Source organism: Halomonas cerina (assembly GCF_014192215.1).
In the GTDB taxonomy this organism is placed as follows: Bacteria; Pseudomonadota; Gammaproteobacteria; order Pseudomonadales; family Halomonadaceae; genus Halomonas; species Halomonas cerina.
In genome coordinates this window covers 1-18,287 of record NZ_JACHXP010000014.1, presented here as the reverse complement: position 1 = coordinate 18,287, position 18,287 = coordinate 1, and the positions used below count along the sequence as shown (strand labels likewise).

The 18,287-nt window shown below is 66.8% G+C and carries 17 protein-coding genes and 1 rRNA gene; 8 read left to right on the top strand and 10 right to left on the bottom strand.

Going from position 1 to position 18,287, the window contains the following annotated elements:
• Nucleotides 1-64 precede the first annotated feature (64 nt).
• Complete coding sequence (locus FHR94_RS13580; protein WP_183326268.1) at nt 65-691, top strand: TetR family transcriptional regulator; 627 nt, start codon at nt 65-67, stop codon at nt 689-691.
• A 122-nt stretch (nt 692-813) separates the two neighbouring features.
• Here FHR94_RS13580 and FHR94_RS13575 read toward each other — a convergent pair whose 3' ends face one another.
• The 3 genes from FHR94_RS13575 to FHR94_RS13565 all read right to left on the bottom strand — a co-directional run bounded on the left by FHR94_RS13575 (nt 814) and on the right by FHR94_RS13565 (nt 6,831).
• Complete coding sequence (locus tag FHR94_RS13575) at nt 814-3,996, bottom strand: efflux RND transporter permease subunit (RefSeq protein ID WP_183326267.1); 3,183 nt, start codon at nt 3,994-3,996, stop codon at nt 814-816.
• Nucleotides 3,996-5,258 (bottom strand): efflux RND transporter periplasmic adaptor subunit, encoded by a 1,263-nt coding sequence (locus FHR94_RS13570; protein WP_183326266.1) that lies wholly within the window; start codon nt 5,256-5,258, stop codon nt 3,996-3,998. Before FHR94_RS13570 ends, FHR94_RS13575 begins: the two co-directional genes overlap by 1 nt.
• A 91-nt stretch (nt 5,259-5,349) precedes the next feature.
• Entirely contained in the window at nt 5,350-6,831 is a 1,482-nt protein-coding gene (locus FHR94_RS13565) for a TolC family outer membrane protein (RefSeq protein ID WP_183326265.1), read from the bottom strand.
• Between the two features lie 195 nt (nt 6,832-7,026).
• On the opposite strand from FHR94_RS13565, the gene FHR94_RS13560 reads away from it, so the two are divergent.
• Nucleotides 7,027-7,941 (top strand): alpha/beta fold hydrolase, encoded by a 915-nt coding sequence (locus tag FHR94_RS13560; RefSeq protein WP_183326264.1) that lies wholly within the window; start codon nt 7,027-7,029, stop codon nt 7,939-7,941.
• Between the two features lie 90 nt (nt 7,942-8,031).
• Here the strand turns inward: FHR94_RS13560 and FHR94_RS13555 are convergent, their stop codons facing one another.
• Together FHR94_RS13555 and FHR94_RS13550 are read right to left on the bottom strand one after the other, a co-directional pair.
• Complete coding sequence (locus FHR94_RS13555) at nt 8,032-8,871, bottom strand: fructosamine kinase family protein (protein ID WP_183326263.1); 840 nt, start codon at nt 8,869-8,871, stop codon at nt 8,032-8,034.
• Between the two features lie 153 nt (nt 8,872-9,024).
• Nucleotides 9,025-9,531: a fasciclin domain-containing protein gene (locus tag FHR94_RS13550; RefSeq protein WP_183326262.1), complete on the bottom strand. Its 507-nt coding sequence runs from the start codon at nt 9,529-9,531 to the stop codon at nt 9,025-9,027.
• Between the two features lie 200 nt (nt 9,532-9,731).
• Between FHR94_RS13550 and FHR94_RS13545 the strand changes: the two genes are divergently transcribed.
• Nucleotides 9,732-10,043 (top strand): YqfO family protein, encoded by a 312-nt coding sequence (locus FHR94_RS13545; RefSeq protein WP_183326261.1) that lies wholly within the window; start codon nt 9,732-9,734, stop codon nt 10,041-10,043.
• 127 nt (nt 10,044-10,170) lie between these two features.
• Here FHR94_RS13545 and FHR94_RS13540 read toward each other — a convergent pair whose 3' ends face one another.
• From FHR94_RS13540 to FHR94_RS13530, 3 genes are all read right to left on the bottom strand, one after another.
• On the bottom strand, nt 10,171-11,655 hold the full coding sequence (locus FHR94_RS13540) for a mannitol dehydrogenase family protein (RefSeq protein ID WP_183326260.1): 1,485 nt from the start codon (nt 11,653-11,655) through the stop codon (nt 10,171-10,173).
• 140 nt (nt 11,656-11,795) lie between these two features.
• On the bottom strand, nt 11,796-12,746 hold the full coding sequence (gene tal, locus FHR94_RS13535) for a transaldolase (RefSeq protein WP_183326259.1): 951 nt from the start codon (nt 12,744-12,746) through the stop codon (nt 11,796-11,798).
• A gap of 23 nt (nt 12,747-12,769) precedes the next feature.
• Nucleotides 12,770-12,925 carry a hypothetical protein gene (locus FHR94_RS13530; protein ID WP_183326258.1) on the bottom strand — a complete coding sequence of 52 codons (156 nt, stop codon included), beginning with the start codon at nt 12,923-12,925 and terminating at the stop codon, nt 12,770-12,772.
• A gap of 203 nt (nt 12,926-13,128) precedes the next feature.
• Here FHR94_RS13530 and FHR94_RS13525 point away from each other — a divergent pair, with 203 nt between their 5' ends.
• Complete coding sequence (locus FHR94_RS13525) at nt 13,129-13,884, top strand: SDR family NAD(P)-dependent oxidoreductase (protein WP_183326257.1); 756 nt, start codon at nt 13,129-13,131, stop codon at nt 13,882-13,884.
• A 24-nt stretch (nt 13,885-13,908) separates the two neighbouring features.
• On the opposite strand, the gene FHR94_RS13520 is transcribed toward FHR94_RS13525, so the two are convergent.
• Nucleotides 13,909-14,466, bottom strand: a complete 558-nt coding sequence (locus tag FHR94_RS13520; protein WP_183326256.1) for an NUDIX hydrolase — start codon at nt 14,464-14,466, stop codon at nt 13,909-13,911.
• An 82-nt stretch (nt 14,467-14,548) separates the two neighbouring features.
• Between FHR94_RS13520 and FHR94_RS13515 the strand changes: the two genes are divergently transcribed.
• From FHR94_RS13515 to FHR94_RS19985, 4 genes are read left to right on the top strand one after another with little or no spacing between them, the layout of a single operon-like run.
• Nucleotides 14,549-15,169 (top strand): CoA pyrophosphatase, encoded by a 621-nt coding sequence (locus FHR94_RS13515; protein ID WP_183326255.1) that lies wholly within the window; start codon nt 14,549-14,551, stop codon nt 15,167-15,169.
• Complete coding sequence (locus FHR94_RS13510; protein ID WP_183326254.1) at nt 15,166-15,828, top strand: 2OG-Fe(II) oxygenase; 663 nt, start codon at nt 15,166-15,168, stop codon at nt 15,826-15,828. The genes FHR94_RS13515 and FHR94_RS13510 overlap by 4 nt, the downstream gene beginning before the upstream one ends.
• Nucleotides 15,828-17,399: a PAS domain-containing sensor histidine kinase gene (locus FHR94_RS13505; protein WP_183326253.1), complete on the top strand. Its 1,572-nt coding sequence runs from the start codon at nt 15,828-15,830 to the stop codon at nt 17,397-17,399. The genes FHR94_RS13510 and FHR94_RS13505 overlap by 1 nt, the downstream gene beginning before the upstream one ends.
• Nucleotides 17,396-18,052 carry a sigma-70 family RNA polymerase sigma factor gene (locus FHR94_RS19985; protein ID WP_183326252.1) on the top strand — a complete coding sequence of 219 codons (657 nt, stop codon included), beginning with the start codon at nt 17,396-17,398 and terminating at the stop codon, nt 18,050-18,052. Before FHR94_RS13505 ends, FHR94_RS19985 begins: the two co-directional genes overlap by 4 nt.
• 109 nt (nt 18,053-18,161) lie before the next feature.
• Here the strand turns inward: FHR94_RS19985 and rrf are convergent.
• Nucleotides 18,162-18,277, bottom strand: a 5S ribosomal RNA gene (gene rrf, locus FHR94_RS13495).
• Nucleotides 18,278-18,287: the final 10 nt, after the last annotated feature.

Genomic DNA, 18,287 nt, shown 5'->3' with positions numbered 1-18,287 from the left:
GAATGTAAAAGCGAGGTGGACTTCGGTAGAATGGGGGAACATGAACGTTGGAGGTTCCACTCCCATGGCCAGACGTACCAAGGCCGAGGCCGCCGCCACCCGTGAAGCCCTGCTCGATGCCGCCGAGGAGATGTTCTTCGATCAGGGGGTGGCACGCACCTCGCTGGAGCAGATCGCCCGCCATGCCGGCATGACCCGGGGCGCAGTCTACTGGCACTTCAAGAACAAGGCCGACATCCTGCATGCGCTGCTCGACCGGGTGCACATGCCCTTCGAGGAGCTGATCGACGAGATCGACGACCCCCAACTGGCGGCCTCATCACCCTTGGAGACGATCCGCCTGGCCAGCCACCATGCCCTGGCACGCCTGGAGCAGCCCCGCCATCAGCGAGTCCTGTCGATCATCATCCACCGCTGCGAGTTCTTTGGTGACATCAACCCGCTGCAGATGCAGGAAGATCTTGCCCGGGACTGTTACCAGTCACTGCACAAGCACTTCACTCGCGCCGCGGAGCAGGGCCTGCTGGTCGACAACCTCTCGCCGGCGATGGCCGCTCACCTGCTGCAGTCGACCCTGGCCGGGCTGGTGCACGACTGGCTGCACAACCCCGAGGCGTTCTCCATCCACCGGCGTGGCTGCGCGATGGTGGATACCCTGCTCGGGCTGCTGCAGGCGTCGCCGTCAGCCTGACGCCGCCGTGCCACCATTGCGCGACCGGCCGCATGCCTCTGGCGCATGGCGATGACAAGGGGCGCCCCGCTGGTGGCCCCCTTGTCGATCGGCAGGGACCGAGTCCGATCCATCAAGCTCCGTCAGGCCTGCCCATCGGCTGTCGAACCCTGCGGCTCGCTCTGCTTGCCGAGCACCTTGCGACGCAGCCAGTTGGAGACCGCCGCGATCACGGCGTAGAAGCTGGGCACGAAGACACTGCCCAGCACCGCCACCGAGGCCATGCCCACCGCCACCGTGGTGCCGATATGATGGCTACTGACGTCGCTGGCCCCACTGGCCAGCGCCAGCGGCAGGGTACCGAAGATAAACGCCAGCGAGGTCATCACGATGGGCCGGAAGCGCAGCTCCGCGGCCGTGATGGCCGCCTCGCGGATCGACTTGCCCTGCTCCTTGCGCTGCAGCTCGGCGAACTCGACGATCAGGATGGCGTTCTTGGCCGCCAGGCCCACCACCACCAGCATGCCGATCTCCACGTAGACGCTGGTGTCCAGGCCGCGCAGCACGATGCCACCGATCCCCCCCAGGAAGGCGAAGGGCGTGGCGGTGAGGACCGCCAGCGGCAGCGACCAGCTCTCGTACTGCGCCGCCAGGATCAAGAACACCATCAGCAGGCCGAAGACGATGGCCAGGGTCGCGGCATTGCCCGCCTCGCTCTCCTGGTAGGCGGTGCCGGTCCAGCCCATGCCCCAGCCGCTGCCTAGGGTATCCTGCACGATCTCCTCCATGGCGGTGATCGCCTGGCCGGAGCTGTAGCCCGGCGCCGGGCCGCCCTGGAACTGGGCCCCCAGATAGACGCCGAAGCGCGACACCACCGCGGGCTTGGCCTGGCGCTCCAGGGTGACAAACTCGGAAAGCGGGATGCGCTCGCCGTCGCCGCCGCGCACATAGACATTGCTGAGGTCGTCCGGGGTCTTGCGGTACTCGTCCTCATTCTGCAGGTAGACCTGGAAGTTGCGGTTCTGGTAGCTGAAATAGTTGACGAAGCCGTTGCCGAAGGTGTTCGACAGGGTGGCGTTGAGATCCGCCAGCGCCACGCCGTAACTGAGCGCCTTCTGCTGGTCGATCTCGGCGCGATAGCCCGGCACATTGACGTTGAAGGTGGTGAACACCTGCTGCAGCGCCGGGTGTTTGCCCGCCGCTTGCATCACCTGCACCGAGGCCTGGAACAGCTCCTGGGGTGTGGCCCCCTCGAAGGACTGCAGATAGCCGGTGAAGCCGCCGGTGGTCGAGAGCCCCATGATCGGCGGCACGTTGAAGGCCATCGCCGAGCCGCCCGGGACCTCGGCTCCCAGTTGCGTGATCCGCCCCACTAGCGCCTCGGCGGTCAATTCGCGTTCCTCCCAAGGCACCATGTTGATGAACATGACGCCACGGGCGGTGTTCACCGCGCTGGAGAGGATATCGTAGCCCGCCACCGCCGAGGAGTACTCTACCCCGGGGATCGCCTCGATGTGCTCGCTCAACTCGGCCATGTAGGCCTGGGTACGCGCCAGAGAGGCGGAGTCCGGCAACTGCACGCTGGCCAGCACGACCCCCTGATCGGTCTCGGGTACCAGGGTCGAGGGCGTGATGGCATACAGCCACCAGGCGCCGCCGATCACCAGGCCGGTGAGCAGCAGCGCCAGGCCCCAGAAGCGCACCAGCTTTTTGACCACCCACATGTAGACCGCGGTAATGGCGGCGAACAGCCGGTCGAACAGGCGCAGCGGCGCATGGATGGCACGCATCAGCTTTGACTCGCCCAGCGTCGGCTTGTGCTTGATGAAGATCGCCGACAGCGCCGGGGTGAAGGTCAGCGCCATCAGCGCCGAGAAGGCCACCGAGACCGCGACGGTGAGGGCGAACTGCTGGTAGATCTGCCCGGTAAAGCCCCCCAGGAAGGCCACCGGCACAAACACCGCCGCAAGAATCAGCGAGGTGGCGATGACCGGGCCACCCACCTCCTTCATGGCACGGATGGTGGCGTCACGCACCGAGATCTCATCATCCTCGGCGAGCACCCGCTCGACGTTCTCCACCACCAGGATGGCGTCATCGACCACGATACCGATGGAGAGCACCAGCGCGAACAGGGTCAGCAGATTGATCGAGAAACCGAACAGGTAGAAGCCAGCGAAGGTGGCCAGCACCGAGACTGGCACCACCGACATGGCGATCACCGTGAAGCGCCAGTTCTGCAGGAAGATGAACAGAATCACACAGACGATCAAAAACGCCTCGATGAACACCGTGGTCACGGTGTCGATGGAGGCATCGATGAACAAGGTGGTGTCATAGGGCACCACGTACTCGAGCCCCGGCGGGAAGCGACTCTCCAGCTCGGCCATGGTCTCGTGCACCGCCTGGGCGGTGGCCAGGGCGTTGGCGCCGGGCTGCTGGTTGATGATGATCGGCGTCATCGTGGCGCCGTTGAGCTTGGCGTCGATCCCGTAGAAGGAAGCGCCCAGTTCAAGGCGCGCCACGTCCTTCAGGCGCAGTGCCGAGCCATCCGGGTTGGTACGCAGGAAGATCTCGCGGAAGTCGTCGACGTCGCTGAGCCGCCCACCCGCGGTAATGGTGTAGGTGAAGGCCCGCGGATCGGCCTGCGGGGTGGCCGCCAGGCTGCCCGCCGGCACCTCGGTGTTCTGAGCACGGATGGCGGCGGCCACCTCGGTGGGCGTCAGGTCATACTGGGCCAGCTTGTCCGGGTCCATCCACACGCGCATGGCGAACTCGCCGCCGCCCAGCACCTCGGCCTCCCCCACGCCGGGCACCTGGCGCAGTTCATCAAGGATATTGAGGGTGGCATAGTTCTGCATGTAGACGTTGTCATAGTCGCCTCCGGGGGAGATCAGCGCCACCAGCATCAGGATCGAGCTGGAGCGCAGCTCCACGGTGACGCCCTGGGCCTGCACCGCCTCGGGCAGCTGGGAGAGTGCCCCCTGCACCCGATTGTTGACGTTGATGGTATTGATATCACCATCGGTGCCGATGTTGAAGGCCACGGAGAGGCTCATGGTGCCGTTGTCGCTGCTGGTCGAGGTCATGTAGAGCATGTCCTCGACGCCATTGATCGCCTCCGCCAGAGGCGCGGCCACGGTCTGGGCCACGGTTTCGGCATCGGCCCCGGGGAACTGGGCATTCACCGACACCGTGGGCGGCACCACGCTGGGATATTGCTCGATGGGCAGCACCCGCATGCTCATCACCCCGATCACGGTCAGGATGATCGCCAGGACGGTGGCAAAGATCGGCCGCTGGATAAAAAAGTTGGAGAAAGGCATCAGGCATTGCCTCCATCGCCATCAGCCTGATCAGGCGCCATGTCGGTAGCCACTTCGCCCTGCGCTGTGCCGCCCGGCGGCCAGGCATTGGCCTGCTCCACCGCCTCGACGATCACGCCGGTGTCACCGTCGAAAGACAGCGGCTCGATGGAAGTGCCGGGTTCGATGGCGGCGAGGTCGCCGACCACCACCCGCTCGCCCGGCTCCACCCCCCCGCTCAGGACCTGCCAGGCGCCGGCCACCTCGGCCAGGTCTACCGGGCGAGCGCGAGCTACATTGTCCTCATCGAGCACGAACACCTGCGGTCCCATCAGCCCCTGGCCGATGGCGATCTCGGGCACCGCCAGCACGTCGAAGCGCTTGAGGCCCTTGAGGCTGACGCGCACGAACTGCCCGGGCAGCACTCGGGCATCAGGGTTAGCGAAGGTGGCATTGGCCTGCACCGTGCTGGTGGCCTCGTCGACCCGGGAGCCCAGGAAGTCGAGGCGCCCTTCGAGGCGATCGTCCTCGTCACCGGGCACCTGCAACTGCGCAGTGATCGAGCCAACCGGCTGATCGCCCAGCTGCCGACGCAGTTCGAAGGCGTCGCGCTGGGGCAGCTGGAAGCGTACCTCGAGCGGGTCCAGCGGCGTGATGGTGGCCAGTTCGGTGCCGTTGCTCACCAGATTGCCGATGTTCACCTGGCTTAGGCTGATCATCCCCGACACCGGCGCGGTGACCTCGGCGTAGTTAAGATCGATGCGCGCGCTGGCCAGGGCGGCCTCGGCCTGAGCGACCAAGGCCTGCGCGACGCGAGCATCGGCCAGGGCCTGGTCATACTGCTGACGGCTCACCGAGTTCTGGCTCAGCAGGCGCTCGAAACGCTGGGCGTCGCGCTGGGCGCGGGCCAGCTCGGCGTGGGCGCTCTGCAAGTCCGCCTCGCGCTGACTGACCGTCGCCTGGTAGACATCCGGCTCGATGGAATAGAGCACCTGGCCCTTCTCGACCATCTCGCCGGGCTCGAAGTGACGCTTTTCCAGGGTGCCGGTCACACGTGCCACCAGAGTCACCTCGTCGTCGCTGCGCAGCAGCGATGGGTAGGATCTCTCGAGAGGGATATCCTGGCGCGACAGCGCCGCCACCTCCACCGGATGGGAGGGACGCTCCTGGGTGCTGCCCTGCTGAGCCTGCTGGGCGGCCTCATCCTGGCCGCAAGCGGCCAGCAAAAGGCCCGCGGCCAGGGCGAGAAGGCCCACCCGGCCGTTACGCAATGTCATTTTCATGGTCTGTCGTTTCCGTCGGATTGGCTGCATCCCCGCACGGGATGCAGCTTACATTCATACTTGTATGGATGTAAATATCGAAGGCCAGGCATCAGCCTTCGGGGCTGGGCGGTGCACCGATCTCCATGGCCCCATCGTAACGATCCTCCTCTTCCGGCAGCGTGAAGGTCACGCTCTGGCCATCGAGGAAGGCATTGACCTCTTCCAGTGCCTCGGCATCCAGGGTGCCGGCCTGCTGGCGCAGACTGAGAAGGTTGATCACGTAGTCGTAGCGGGCACTGGCGAGATTGGCGACGGCGTCGTAGAGACTCTGCTCGGCGTTGAGCACATCGACGATGTTACGGGTTCCCACTTCGTAGCCTGCGCGGGTGGCATCCAGGGCGCTCTGGTTGGAGATGACCGCCTGGGCCCGCGCCTCCACCGTAGCCACGTCGTTGCTCACCTGAGTATAGAGCGAACGCACTTGCTGGATGGTCTCGCGGCGCTGGGCCTCGAAGTCATACTGGCTGGACGCCAGCAAGTAGGTGTTCTGGCGGATGCTGGCGCTGGTCCGTCCCCCGGTATAGAGCGGCAGGTTGATCCCCACTCCGACCTGACTGGAGGCGTCGTGGTCTTCCAGCCCATCCCGGTCGCTGTCGGCATACCGGTAATTGGCGAAGGCATCGACCGTCGGCAGGCGCTCGGCCCGTGCGATGTCGACACTGCTGCGCGAGACCTCGACCCCGGCCTGGCTGGCCAGCACCCGCGGGTTCTTCTCCAGGGCCAGTGTCACCCAGTGGTCACGGTCGGATGGCATCGGCGGGCGAATCGGCAGTTCCTGGCCCAGGGCCTCGATGCTGGCGTAGCGCTGGCCCGTGAGGCGCTCCAGGGCCTCGAAGGCCACCTGCAAGTCGCTCTCGGCGGCGATGCGCTCGGCCCGCGCCTGGTCGAAGGCCGCCTTGGCCTCCTCCACCTCGGTGATGGCGATCAGTCCCACCTCGAACTGCTCGCGAGCCTGCTCCAGCTGGCGGCCGATGGCCCGCTCCTCGGCCCGCCGGGCTTCGAGCACCTCATAGGCCCGCAGGATCTCGAAATAGGCCCGGGAGACATCGATCAATACCTGTTGCTCGGTGGCGGCCAGCTGATAGAGCTGCTGGTCGATTTGGCGCTCGGCCTGCTCGACCTCCGCTGCATTGCGGGCATCGAACAGCGCCTGGGTGGCCTCAAGGACCAGGCTGGCCGTGTTGTAGGCATCGTCGTCCACGCCCACGCCGTCTGCGAAGCCAAAGCCGGTGCTGTCCTGGCTCTGGCTCTCATACTGGCGGTTATGGGCCAGATTGCCCGACGCATTGACCTGGGGCCGCAGATCGCCCTGCTGCACGTCCCGGGCCGCCTCGGTGCTACGAGTAACGGCACGCTCCGATGACAGCTCGGCGTTGTTGCCGAGCGCATCACGGGCGATGGTCAACAGGTCGGCCGCCGGCACCTGAACCGGCGCCGCCAGAGCCGAGGCGAGCAGGGCCGGCCGCAGAGCACGACGCAAGGCAGACCCACCAGCATGGCGAGCAGGACGGGGGGGGCGGAGACGCATCATCGACTCATCCTCGATCAGTGGGCTCGTGATCTTGCAAACCGGAAAAGTGACCTACCGGGATATTTACATACATTGTCGCATGTTCCGGAATGGAATCCATCCAGGGGCAGCGGACGAAATATGGATTATTGCCGCAACCTCGCCCGGATCCGCTATGCTGCAAAGCAGCACAACACGGCCGAGGAGACCCCTGACATGGACGCACTGGAAATGGTGTCGCTGGGTGAACAGGAGATCGCCGTACGAATCTGGCATCCGCAGGCCTCCCGCACGCTCATCGCCTGGCACGGCCTGGCCCGGCATGGCGGCGATTTCGACGACTTCGCCCGCCTGCTGGGCCCCGAGTGGCGGGTACTCGCCCCCGATACGCCGGGCCGGGGGTTATCCAGCTGGTCGTTCTATCCCTCACGCGAATACCTTTATGCGCACTACCTGAAGGTAGCAGTCGCGGTGCTCGACCACTTCGCCCTGGCGCGTGTGCCCTGGGTGGGCACCTCCATGGGGGGCCTGGTGGGGATGCTGCTGGCCGCCCAGGCACCTACCGCACACCGCATCGAGCGACTGGTGCTCAACGACGTGGGTCCAGAGCTTGACCTGCAAGGACTCGCCGACATCGGCCGCTATTTCGGCATGGCCCATCGGTTTACCTGCCTCGCCGACCTGGAGGCGGAGCTGCGCCGGCACTACACAGGCTTCGGTATCGACAGCGATGTGGCCTGGCGACGCCTGGCCCTGGGCAGTGCCCGGCGCCTGCCGGACGGTAGCTGGACCTATCACTACGATCCCCGCATCGCCGAGCAATTTCTCCACGATACCCCGCGGGATACCTGGACCGACTGGCGGGCCCTGCGCTGCCCGCTGATGGTCGTGCGGGGCGAGCACTCCCCGCTGCTGCGCCCCGACAGCCTCACCCGCATGGGCCAGGCCCAGCCCGGGCTAGTGACCCTGGAGGCCGCAGGCTGTGGCCACGCGCCGCTGCTCGACCGTGAGAGCCAGGTGCGGCCCATCATCGACTTCCTCCATCGGCCCAGAGAGAACTTCGGCGACAGGCCTCGCGAGCGTGCGACGCCTCCCTGGTGGCAACGCACCCTGCGCTGGCTGGGCAGCTGACGCCCTGTTCCGGCTGGAACGTGGATCCCCTGTGCCGGGGTGAGGCCAGGACCTCGGTCTGTCCACGCGCTTTTTTTGGTTCTTCGCCGATCATCCGGCCTCGAGATGGGTCACCGCCCGCGTCACGGCGTCACGATAGCCCCCGCCGAACAACAGCAGGTGGTTGAGCAGCGGATAGAGTTGGAACAGCGTCTCGCGTCGTGGCCAGTCGGCTGGGGCATCGCCGTCCCAGTAGGCGTCGAAGAAGGCCTCGCCCGGGGCGCCGAACAGGGTCAGCATCGCCAGGTCTACCTCCGGGTAGTGGCGATAGACCGCCGGGTCGATGATCGCCGGCCCATGCGGGGTGAACAGCACGTTGCCCGACCACAGATCCCCGTGCACCAGGCACGCCGGGACATCCGGCAGCCAGGCTTCGAGTCCCTCGGCAATGGCTTCGACGCGTCTGCGCAGCCGGGTATCCAGCAGCCCCCGCGCCTGGCAGGCGTCGGCGAGCGGCCGCAGGCGCCGCTCGCGCTGGAAGATACGACCGTCAGCAAGCGTGGCATTGGGCTGGGGCGTGCGTCCGCAGGCGTTGTCCCGGGACCAACCATGGGCGTCGCCGGTCACCGCGTGGAGCCGACGCAGCCCTTCACCCAGTGCCGCCTCGTCTGCCTGCTGTCGGGGTTTCGTCTCGAGGGCCTCCATGACCAGGAAGCCGTCACCCTCGCCCAGCACTTCGGGCACCATCAGCCCACTGCCGGCCGCGCGCAGCGCCCTCAGCCCATCGGCTTCGCCGGCCAGCCGCTCGGGGGCGTCGTGCTTGACCACGACATCACCCTGATCGGTGGTCACACGAAAGACCGCGGCAATATCTCCGCCGCCCAAGGGCACCGGCTTGCCTCTGGGTACCAAGCCGGCCTGTGCCAGCAGCATCGCGAGTCGTGGCTCCATGGCCGTGTGTCTCCTTTGCTGTCAACGCGCCTCAGCCTTGCCCTCTCCTCCCGGCTTGTCAAACGTCGGCGTCCGGTCACAAAAAGGCCGCCCAAGACGGGCGGCAAGGAGCACGCGATACCGGAGCGGGACAGGACCACTCCGGCAGGCGGGTCACTCGGGCATGAGCACGCCGTCGATCACATGGATCACGCCGTTGCTGGCCTCGACGTCGGCCTGGATGACGGTGGCATCGTTGACCATCACGCTGCCGTCCATGGTGGTGATAGTCAGATCCTGCCCCTGCACCGTGGTAGCGCTGTCGGCGGCCATGGCGTCCTCGGCCATGATCTTGCCCGGCACCACGTGATAGGTCAGCACGGCGCGCAGGGTATCTTGATTCTCGGGCTTGAGCAGGTCCTCGACCGTGCCCTCGGGCAAGGCGGCGAAGGCCTCGTCGGTGGGGGCGAAGACGGTGAAGGGCCCCTCGCCCTTGAGGGTCTCGACCAGGTCGGCGGCCTGCACGGCGGCCACCAGGGTCTCGAACTGACCGGCCTCCACGGCGGTATCGACGATGTCGGCTTTCATGCCGTGATGATCGGCCTGGGCGGCGCCGGCGAGCATCAGGCCCACCAGGCCAGTGCCGATCCACTTGGGTGCTGCGGTGACGAAGGCATTCATAGTGATTCGCTCCTCTGGGGAATCGCGAGCGGATGCTGCTCGACCTAGCGGAGAGGCGCCGTCGCCTCTACCTGTACACACAATAGACTCTGTACAGTTACTGGACAAGTATTTTTTTGCCATCCTGCCCGCGGGGTGGCTGACGCCTGCCGAGTTCCTGTGGCACAACGAGATAGCGACATCAACGGAGAGGAGACCCTATGTACAAGCTTGCCTTCTTCGTCCCCGTGGAGGACGCCGAGGCCGTCAAGGAAGCCGTCTTCGCCACCGGGGCCGGGCGCCTCGGCGACTACGAGGCCTGCTGCTTCCAGACCCCGGGCACAGGCCAGTTTCGCCCCTTGGCGGGCGCCGACCCGCACATCGGCCGGGTCGGCGACCTGGAGCGGGTGGAGGAGCTGAAGGTGGAGCTGGTCTGCGAGGACGGCCTGATCCACGACGCCCTGACGGCGCTGAAGCGCGCCCATCCCTACGAGGAGCCGGCGTACGACATCTGGCGGCTGGCGGACCTCTAAGGGCACCATCCGCCCGCAGCAGAAGGCCACGGGCACAAGCAGGGACGTCGATCCTCATCAAGCTGGCCAGGATGAGACGAGGCCACCCGGCACCACTCATGTGCCGGGTGGTCGCCCTTCCCTGGCATTATCCCGGCCGTTCGGCCTCGGCCACATAGCGCCTAATGGCAACACGAACGCCCTGGTCATCGATGATGTCGAGCCATCTGACAAAGGCCCCCCGGAGCTTCTGTGACTCAGCCAGATCGTTGAAAACCTCACGGATCTTCAGAAAGGCTTGCGGGTCGCGCACGGACTCTCGCGCCCCCACCTTCAGCCGTGCCGACAAAGGATCGGAGAGCGCCGGCCCCCGTGACACCTCGCCGGCCACCCGGCAGTAGCGACACCAGAGCGCCAGCTCGAGCGCCAGGCCCTCGACGGATACCCCATGGCCTAGGGCATCTCTGATCGCGGGCAGGATGAACTTCGGTTGTCGCGTCGAACCGTTGGCGCACAGCCGTGACACGGTATCGCCGATCTCGGCGTTGCCGAAGCGCTCGACGATCCACGCCAGGTACGCCGGGTACGCCACGCCCTCGATCTTCTCCAGGGCGGGCATGATCTCCCGCTTCTGCAGCGCGAGCAGCCAGTCGCGGATGTCTGCGTCGGCCATGGCGCGATGCACGTGGCGGTATCCCAGCAGGGCCGCGACATAAGCGATGCTGGCATGGCCGGCGTTGAGGATCCGCAGCTTCATCGTCTCGTAGGCCGACACGTCGTCGACGAACTCGACGCCGACCTTCTCCAGCGCCGGGCGACCGGCGCAGAATCGATCCTCGATCACCCACTGCCGGAAGGGCTCACACACCACGGGAGCGGCATCCTCGATGCCGAAACGACGGCTCACCAGCTCACGCTCGTGGGCGGTAGTGGAGGGCGTAATGCAGTCGACCATCGAGTTGGGGAAGGTCACCTCCTGTTGAATCCACTCGGCCAGGTCACGGTCGATAAGCTCGGCCAGGCCGACGACCGACCGGCGCGTCACGTCGCCATTGCCCGGGAGGTTGTCGCAAGAGAGCACGGTAAAGGGAGGCTGGCCCTTCGCCCGGCGCTCGGCCAGCGCCTTGACCATCATACCGAAGACGGTCCTGGGGCGCGCCGGGTCGGCCGCGTCGGCACGGATCCAGGGATGGTGCGAATCGAACCGGCCGATGGACGCATCGAGAAAGTAGCCCCCTTCGGTGATGGTCAGGGAGACGATACGAACACGCGGGTCAGTCAACGCCTCGACGATGGCCGCCGACACGACGGGAACGAAGTCGATCATGGCGCCCACCACCCGGGCCGATATCGCCCCCGGCTCAAGATCGACCACGGTGGAGAGCCAGTCCTGCTGGCGCAGACGCCTGCGCATCCGGACATCCGCCGGCATCACCCCGGAACCGATGATCGCCCAGTCATGAGCTTCGCCCTGCTCGAAAAGGCGATCCAGGTAGGTGGCCATGTGCGAACGGTGAAAGTTGCCCAGCCCGATATGGAGGATTCCCGGACGCAGCCCGCGGCGATCATAGGCCGGCACCCCGACCTCGTGCCGAACAGTGGCAAGCGACTTCTGCGTAAGTGAAACACCCATTGCCTTCTCCCAGCCCCTTCCGGCTGACGCCTGCAGCAAGGCCCTGTCGGCCGATACAATTTAGCGCCGCCTTGCCCTCCTGCGATGGTGTCCCCGACGCCAGGCGCCGGGGACACCGGTTGCCCAGGGCGGGTCTGCGATCAGTCCAGCCGCTCGGCGAGGCGCGCCTCGAGGGTGCGCTGGTCCTCGTCGAAGCGGCGGATGCCCTCGGCCAGCTTGTCGTTGGCCATGGCATCCTGGTTGTGGCGCCAACGGAAGGCGGGCTCGGTGAGCGGCGCCGGCCGCTCACCGGCGGCGGGGATCTCCACCGCCCGGGCCACCTCGCCCTCTTTCGCCGCCAGTTCCTCGAGCAGCGCCGGCGAGATGGTCAGCCGCGGGCAGCCCGCCAGCGCCAGCACCTGGCCGACGGTGCGGAAGCTTGCGCCCATCACCACGGTGTCGTAGCCGCCGCGCCCGGCTCGCTCACACACGCCGTGCACGAAGCGCACGCCCGGGTCTTCCTCGGGGGCATAGTCGCGGCCGGTTTCCTTCTTGTACCAGTCGGTGACCCGGCCGACGAAGGGCGAGACCAGGAAGACGCCGGCGTCGAAACAGGCCTGGGCCTGGGCCTCGCTGAACAGCAGGGTCAGGTTGCACTGAATGCCCTCGCGCTCCAGTCGCTCGGCGGCACGGATGCCCTCCCAGGTGGAGGCGAGTTTGATCAGCACACGGTCCTTGGCCACGCCGCGCCGGTCGTAGAGCGCGATCAGCTCATGGGCCTTGCGAACGCTGGCCTCCTCGTCGAAGGAGAGCCGCGCGGCCACCTCGGTGGAGATCCGCCCGGGGATGTGCCGGGCGATCTCGGCCCCCTTGGCCACGGCGAGGCGATCCACGGCATGCTCCACCCGAGCCTGGCGGTCTTGGAACTCGGCCTGGAGGGCAGCGAGCTCCTCGTCGATCAGTGCCTGATAGCCCGGCAGGTCGAAGGCCTTGAGCAGCAGCGAGGGATTGGTGGTGGCGTCATGGGGCCGGTAGCGCTTGATGGCGTCCAGGTCGCCGGTATCGGCGACCACCAGGGAGAGCGACTTGAGGGCATCGAGTTGGGATGGCATGACAGACTCCAGAAAACATGAATTCAGACCGAGACGACGTACTGCTCAGCCAGCGCCCGGCGATAACGACCATAGGCCTCATAATAGGCGGCGACGCACTCGGCGACGGACGCACGCCCCACGTAGGACAGCCAGGCTGCCCGAGCCGTCTGATCCAGCTTGCGTTCGAACTTTTCCACTGTGCCTATCCTTATTCATCGGGTACGACGCTTTTCATCGTACCGGCGGGATCGCCCGGCACAACGTCGGGTGCCACGCACCGGCCAGGCACTGCACGGCACCACCGCCTGTCCGACCCCGGCCTGCGGCGCTTGGAGGCTTGATCATCGAGCACCTATGATAAAGAGTTCGAGACGCCATTTCTGCTCAGGAGGAGTCCCCCATGCCCATCGCCATGATCACCGGTGCCACCTCGGGCTTCGGTCGCGCCGCCGCTCGCCGATTCGCCGCCGACGGCTGGTCGCTGATCCTCACCGGCCGTCGCACCGAGCGCCTGGAGGCCCTGAAGAAGGAACTGGGAAGCAAGATGGAGGTACTGATCCTGCCCCTGGATGTGCGGGATGCCGAGGCGGTGGCCCGCGCCGTGGAGGAACTGCCTGACGCCTTCCGCGAGGTGACCTGCCTGGTCAACAACGCCGGCCTGGCGCTGGCCCCGGAGCCGTCCCAGGAGGTGGACCTCAAGGACTGGCACACCATGATCGACACCAACGTTACCGGCCTGGTCAACGTCACCCATGCCATGTTGCCGCTGATGATCGCGACCGGCCGCGGGGCGAGCATCATCAACATCGGCTCGGTGGCCGGTCGCTGGCCCTACCCCGGGGGCCACGTCTATGGCGCCACCAAGGCCTTCGTCGAACAGTTCGGCTACAACCTGCGCTGCGATCTCAAGGGCACGGGCGTGAGGGTCACCGACATCTCGCCGGGGATGGCCGAGACCGAGTTCACCCTGGTGCGCACCAAGGGCGACCAGGCCGCCTCGGATGCCTTCTATCGCGGCACCACACCGCTGCAGGCCGAGGATATCGCCGAGCAGATCGTCTACGTGGCCACCCTGCCCGTCCATATCAACATCAATCGCCTGGAGATCATGCCGGTATGCCAGACTTGGTCACCTCCCCACTTCGAACGGGAGTGAGTCGTTCAGGCGCCGTCACGGCCGTCAGGCACTGCCGAAGTAGCGCTCGCGGTCCTCGGGGGTGATGTCACTGATGTGCAGCGGATAGTCGCCGCCGATGCGATCATGGAAGAAGTGGTGCAGGGTGCGCTCGATGGTGGGGAAGGCAAGCGCGTCCCAGGGGATCTCGTGCTCCTCGAAGAGCGCTACCTCGAGGCTCTCGGGGCCGGCATCGAAGTCGCCGCTAAGGTCGGCGCGGAAGATCATGTAGACCTGGTTGATGTGCGGCAGGTTGATCAGGGTGTAGAGGCCGTGGATATCGACCTCGGCACAGGCCTCTTCACGGGTCTCCCGGGCGGCGGCCTCCACGGTGGTCTCGGCATTCTCCATGAAGCCCGCCGGCAGGGTCCAGTAACCCTTGCGCGGCGCGATGGCCCGCCGGCACAGCAGCACCCGGCTGCCGCTCACCGGCAGGGTGCCGGCCACGATACGCGGATTCTGGTAGTGGATGGTGCCGCATTCGTCACACAGGTAGCGCGGTCGATCATCCCCGGCGGGGATCGCGAAGCGTACGGGTTGGCCGCAGTGGCTGCAGAAGTTCATGGCGCTCCCTGGCAGGCTAGCAGACGGGCTTGACGCCGCTCGTGGCGGCCGGGTAGAAGGAATCAAACCCGATGGAATCCCCATGTTAGAGAACCTTTGCGAACGCCTGCAAGCACACCGACCTCGCCGGGTGGCCCTCCGCCTGCCCGAGGCCGCCGTGCTGCTGCCTATCGTCGAGCGCCCCGAGCCGACCCTGCTGTTCACCCGCCGCGCCGATCACCTCAGCACCCACAGCGGCCAGGTGGCCTTTCCCGGCGGCAAACGCGAGTCCCAGGACGCTGACCTGCTGGATACCGCCCTGCGTGAGGCCTTCGAGGAGATCGGCCTGGCCCCCCAGCGGGTAGCGCTGCTCGGTCGACTCTCGGACGTGATCTCGCTGCACGGTCTCCGCGTCACCCCGTACGTGGGGCTGATCCCGCCGGATCTGCCGCTGACACCGGACCCTGCCGAGCTCGATGCCATCTTCGAGGTGCCGCTCGCCCACTTCCTCGAGGACCGGCGCACCCACACCGACGTGATCCGCGTCGACGGCCAGGATTTCTACGTGCCCAGCTACCGGGTGGGTGGCCAGGTGATCTGGGGACTCTCGGCGATGATGCTGGTGGAACTTCTCGCCGAGGGGTTTGCCATGCCGATCAGCCTCTTCGAGCGCCCCGAGGGCCGCCTCGAGTATCATCCCGAACGCCGGGTCCTCACCCCATGAGCGCCCTACTCGACCCCGCCGCCCTGCCCCGGGAACGCCTCGCCGAGCTGGTCGACGCCCTGGTAGACCAGGGCTGGTACGTGGGCGAAGGCTTCCTGCCCGCGGTGCTGTGCGCCACGCTGCACCGCGAACTCGAGGCACTGGCCGAGCATCGGGCCCTCGAGAACGCCGGTATCGGTCGCGGCCGCGAACACGCTCTCCGTCGGGACATCCGTGGCGATGCCATCCACTGGCTGGATCGCGAGAGCCTGGCCCAGCGCCGCTACCTGGATGCCATGGGCGAGCTGCAGCAGGCCCTCAACCAGGCGCTTTTCCTGGGACTCTTCGAGTACGAGGCGCACTTCGCCCACTACCCGCCGGGCGCCTTCTACCGCAAGCATCTGGACAGCTTCCGAGGCCGCGCCAACCGGGTGATCTCCACCGTCGGTTACCTCAATCCCGGCTGGCCCGAAGATGGCGGTGGCGAGATGGTGCTCTTTGCCGCCGACGCCCCCGAGCGCGAGATGGCCCGGGTACGCCCCGAGGCCGGCACCTTCGCCTGCTTCCTCGCCGAGCACGTGCCCCACGAGGTCCTGCCCACCCGCCTGCCGCGGGCCAGCATCGCCGGCTGGTTCCGTCGCAATGCCTCCTTGGGCAGGGTGGTGGACCCGGCACGCTGATGGCGGAGCCAAGGACGCGCGCCCGGCTCGTGGCGCGGATCGCGGCCCTGGAGGCCGAGAATGCCCGCCTGGCCGAGCAGAAGCGCCACTATCAATGGCTTGCCGAGAGCACCACGGATCTGATTTCCCGCCACGCTCGGGATGGTACCTTCCTCTACGCCTCCCGTGCGGCCCGTGACCTGCTCGGCTATGAGCCCGAGGAGCTGATCGGGGTCTCCGCCTATGACCTCTTCCATCCGGCGGACCTGAAGGATCTGCTCAACAAGTCACCGCGGATCTATCATCACGATGGCTTCTACCAGCAGACCTATCGCTTCCGCGCGAAGGACGGCCACTATGTCTGGTTCGAGACCACCAGCCGCACCCGCCGCGATCCGGCCAGTGGCGAACTGGTCGACATCCTCTGCGTCTCCCGGGACGTGACCCGGCGCATCCGCGCCGAGGCCAATCGCGAGCGACTAGCCCGGGTGGTGGAGTCCACCACCGACTACGTGCTGTTCGTCGACGGCGAGGAGCGGATCTTCTCCTCCAACGAGGCAGCCCGCCGGCTACTCACCCGCCCCTCGAGCGCGCCTCGGGACAGCATCGACATGCATCTCGACCAGGTCTACACACCGGAGTCACTCGCCGTGCTGCGCGAGATCGTGCTGCCTGCCGTGGCCCGCTACGGCTCCTGGAGCGGCGAACTGGCGATACGCGGGCCCCGCGGCCCGGTGCCGGTACTCAGCGTGGTGCTGGCCCATCGCGGCCCGGGCGCCGAACCCGACCACCTCTCACTGCTCAACCGCGACATCAGCCTGCGCAAAGCTGCCGAGGCCCAGGCACGACGCCATCAGGAACAGATCGCCCACGCCAACCGCCTGGCCACCACCGGCGAAATGGCCTCCAACATCGCCCACGAGCTCAACCAGCCGCTGGCGGCCATCGCCAACTACACCAGCGGCGCCCTGATGGGACTCGAGGCGGCTCCGGATCGCCCTGCCGATGACCTCCGGCTTCCGCTCACGCGCATCCGCGAGCAGGTCGAGCGCTTGGCCGAGCGGCTGCGCCATATCCGCACCTTCGTGCGCAAGGGCCAGACCCGGCCGCGGCCGGTGGCCTTGCTCACAGTGGTGGACGCCGCCTGTCGGCTCTGCGCGTGGCAGTACCAGCAGGCCGGGGTAACACTAGAGCACGCGCTGCCCGAGACACTGCCGCGGGTGATCGCCGACCCCATCGGCCTGGAGCAGGTACTGGTCAACCTGCTGCTCAATGCCCTGGAGGCGAGCCGCGGTCACCCCGGCGCCGACCAAGTGCTGATCCATGCCCGGCGCTCGGGCCCGCGAGAAGTCATCGTCACAGTCAGCGATCGCGGCCCCGGCGTGCCCGAGGCGCAGCGCGAACGGATCTTCACCCCCTTCCACTCCGGACGCCCGGAGGGGCTGGGCATGGGGCTTGCCATCAGCCACTCGCTGATGGAAGCTATGGGCGGCCGCCTGGCGCTGGCCCAGGCCGACGGTTCCGGCGGCGCCACCTTTGCCGGTACACTGCAAGCCGAACCCTCTCCGACCGCTTCTGTGAGGCCTGCGTGACCGAGACGTCTCCGCCGACAGCCTGCATCGCCATCGTCGACGACGATGAGGCCCTGCGCGAGTCGCTGGCCTGGCTGCTGGACTCGGTGGGCCTGGTCACCCGTACCTATGCCGATGGCGAGGCCTTCCTGGCCACCGACCCGATGGTCTTCGGCGCCGTGCTGCTCGACGTGCGCATGCCGGGGCTCTCCGGCCTGCAGGTACAGCAGCGGCTGATCGAGCGTGGCCTGGACCTGCCGGTGATCTTCATGACCGGCCACGGCGATGTGGCCATGGCGGTCCAGGCCTTGAAGGCCGGGGCCTTCGACTTCATCGAGAAACCCTTCAACCCGCAACAGCTGATCGATACGATCCAGAAGGCCCTGGCCGAGCAGCACCACCGTCGCCAGGCACAGGAACGGCGCAAGGTGCTGCGCGAGCGCTACGATGCGCTGCGTCCCAAGGAGCGCCGGATTCTGGTGCACGTGGCACAGGGCATGACCAGCCGCGAGATCGCCGAGCACCTCGGCATCAGCGCTAAGACAGTGGAGGTCTATCGGCTGCGCGCCATGAAGGCGTTAGGCGCGGCCAACCTGGCCGAGCTGGTGCGGCTGTGCGTGGCGCTGGGGCTGGTGGAGGCGCTGCTGCCGGGCGAGATAGGTACCCGACGATGATCGGGCGGCACTCCGCGACTCTCCATGGGGAGGCCCTGACCGACCAACATTGCCCGGCCATGAAAAAACCCCGACCATCGGGGATGATCGGGGTTTTCTCGGGATAAGTGCCTGACGATGACCTACTCTCGCATGGGGAAGCCCCACACTACCATCGGCGCTGAGCGGTTTCACTGCTGAGTGCGGCATGGGATCAGGTGGTTCCCGCTCGCTATGGTCGTCAGGCGAAAAAGGC

Bases quoted from the DNA above. Each gene is read 5' to 3' on its own strand.
- FHR94_RS13580 (WP_183326268.1), top strand. From the start codon at position 65: ATGGCCAGACGTACCAAGGCCGAGGCCGCCGCCACCCGTGAAGCCCTG.
- FHR94_RS13575 (WP_183326267.1), bottom strand. From the start codon at position 3,996: ATGCCTTTCTCCAACTTTTTTATCCAGCGGCCGATCTTTGCCACCGTC.
- FHR94_RS13570 (WP_183326266.1), bottom strand. From the start codon at position 5,258: ATGAAAATGACATTGCGTAACGGCCGGGTGGGCCTTCTCGCCCTGGCC.
- FHR94_RS13565 (WP_183326265.1), bottom strand. From the start codon at position 6,831: ATGATGCGTCTCCGCCCCCCCCGTCCTGCTCGCCATGCTGGTGGGTCT.
- FHR94_RS13560 (WP_183326264.1), top strand. From the start codon at position 7,027: ATGGACGCACTGGAAATGGTGTCGCTGGGTGAACAGGAGATCGCCGTA.
- FHR94_RS13555 (WP_183326263.1), bottom strand. From the start codon at position 8,871: ATGGAGCCACGACTCGCGATGCTGCTGGCACAGGCCGGCTTGGTACCC.
- FHR94_RS13550 (WP_183326262.1), bottom strand. From the start codon at position 9,531: ATGAATGCCTTCGTCACCGCAGCACCCAAGTGGATCGGCACTGGCCTG.
- FHR94_RS13545 (WP_183326261.1), top strand. From the start codon at position 9,732: ATGTACAAGCTTGCCTTCTTCGTCCCCGTGGAGGACGCCGAGGCCGTC.
- FHR94_RS13540 (WP_183326260.1), bottom strand. From the start codon at position 11,655: ATGGGTGTTTCACTTACGCAGAAGTCGCTTGCCACTGTTCGGCACGAG.
- tal (WP_183326259.1), bottom strand. From the start codon at position 12,746: ATGCCATCCCAACTCGATGCCCTCAAGTCGCTCTCCCTGGTGGTCGCC.
- FHR94_RS13525 (WP_183326257.1), top strand. From the start codon at position 13,129: ATGCCCATCGCCATGATCACCGGTGCCACCTCGGGCTTCGGTCGCGCC.
- FHR94_RS13520 (WP_183326256.1), bottom strand. From the start codon at position 14,466: ATGAACTTCTGCAGCCACTGCGGCCAACCCGTACGCTTCGCGATCCCC.
- FHR94_RS13515 (WP_183326255.1), top strand. From the start codon at position 14,549: ATGTTAGAGAACCTTTGCGAACGCCTGCAAGCACACCGACCTCGCCGG.
- FHR94_RS13510 (WP_183326254.1), top strand. From the start codon at position 15,166: ATGAGCGCCCTACTCGACCCCGCCGCCCTGCCCCGGGAACGCCTCGCC.
- FHR94_RS13505 (WP_183326253.1), top strand. From the start codon at position 15,828: ATGGCGGAGCCAAGGACGCGCGCCCGGCTCGTGGCGCGGATCGCGGCC.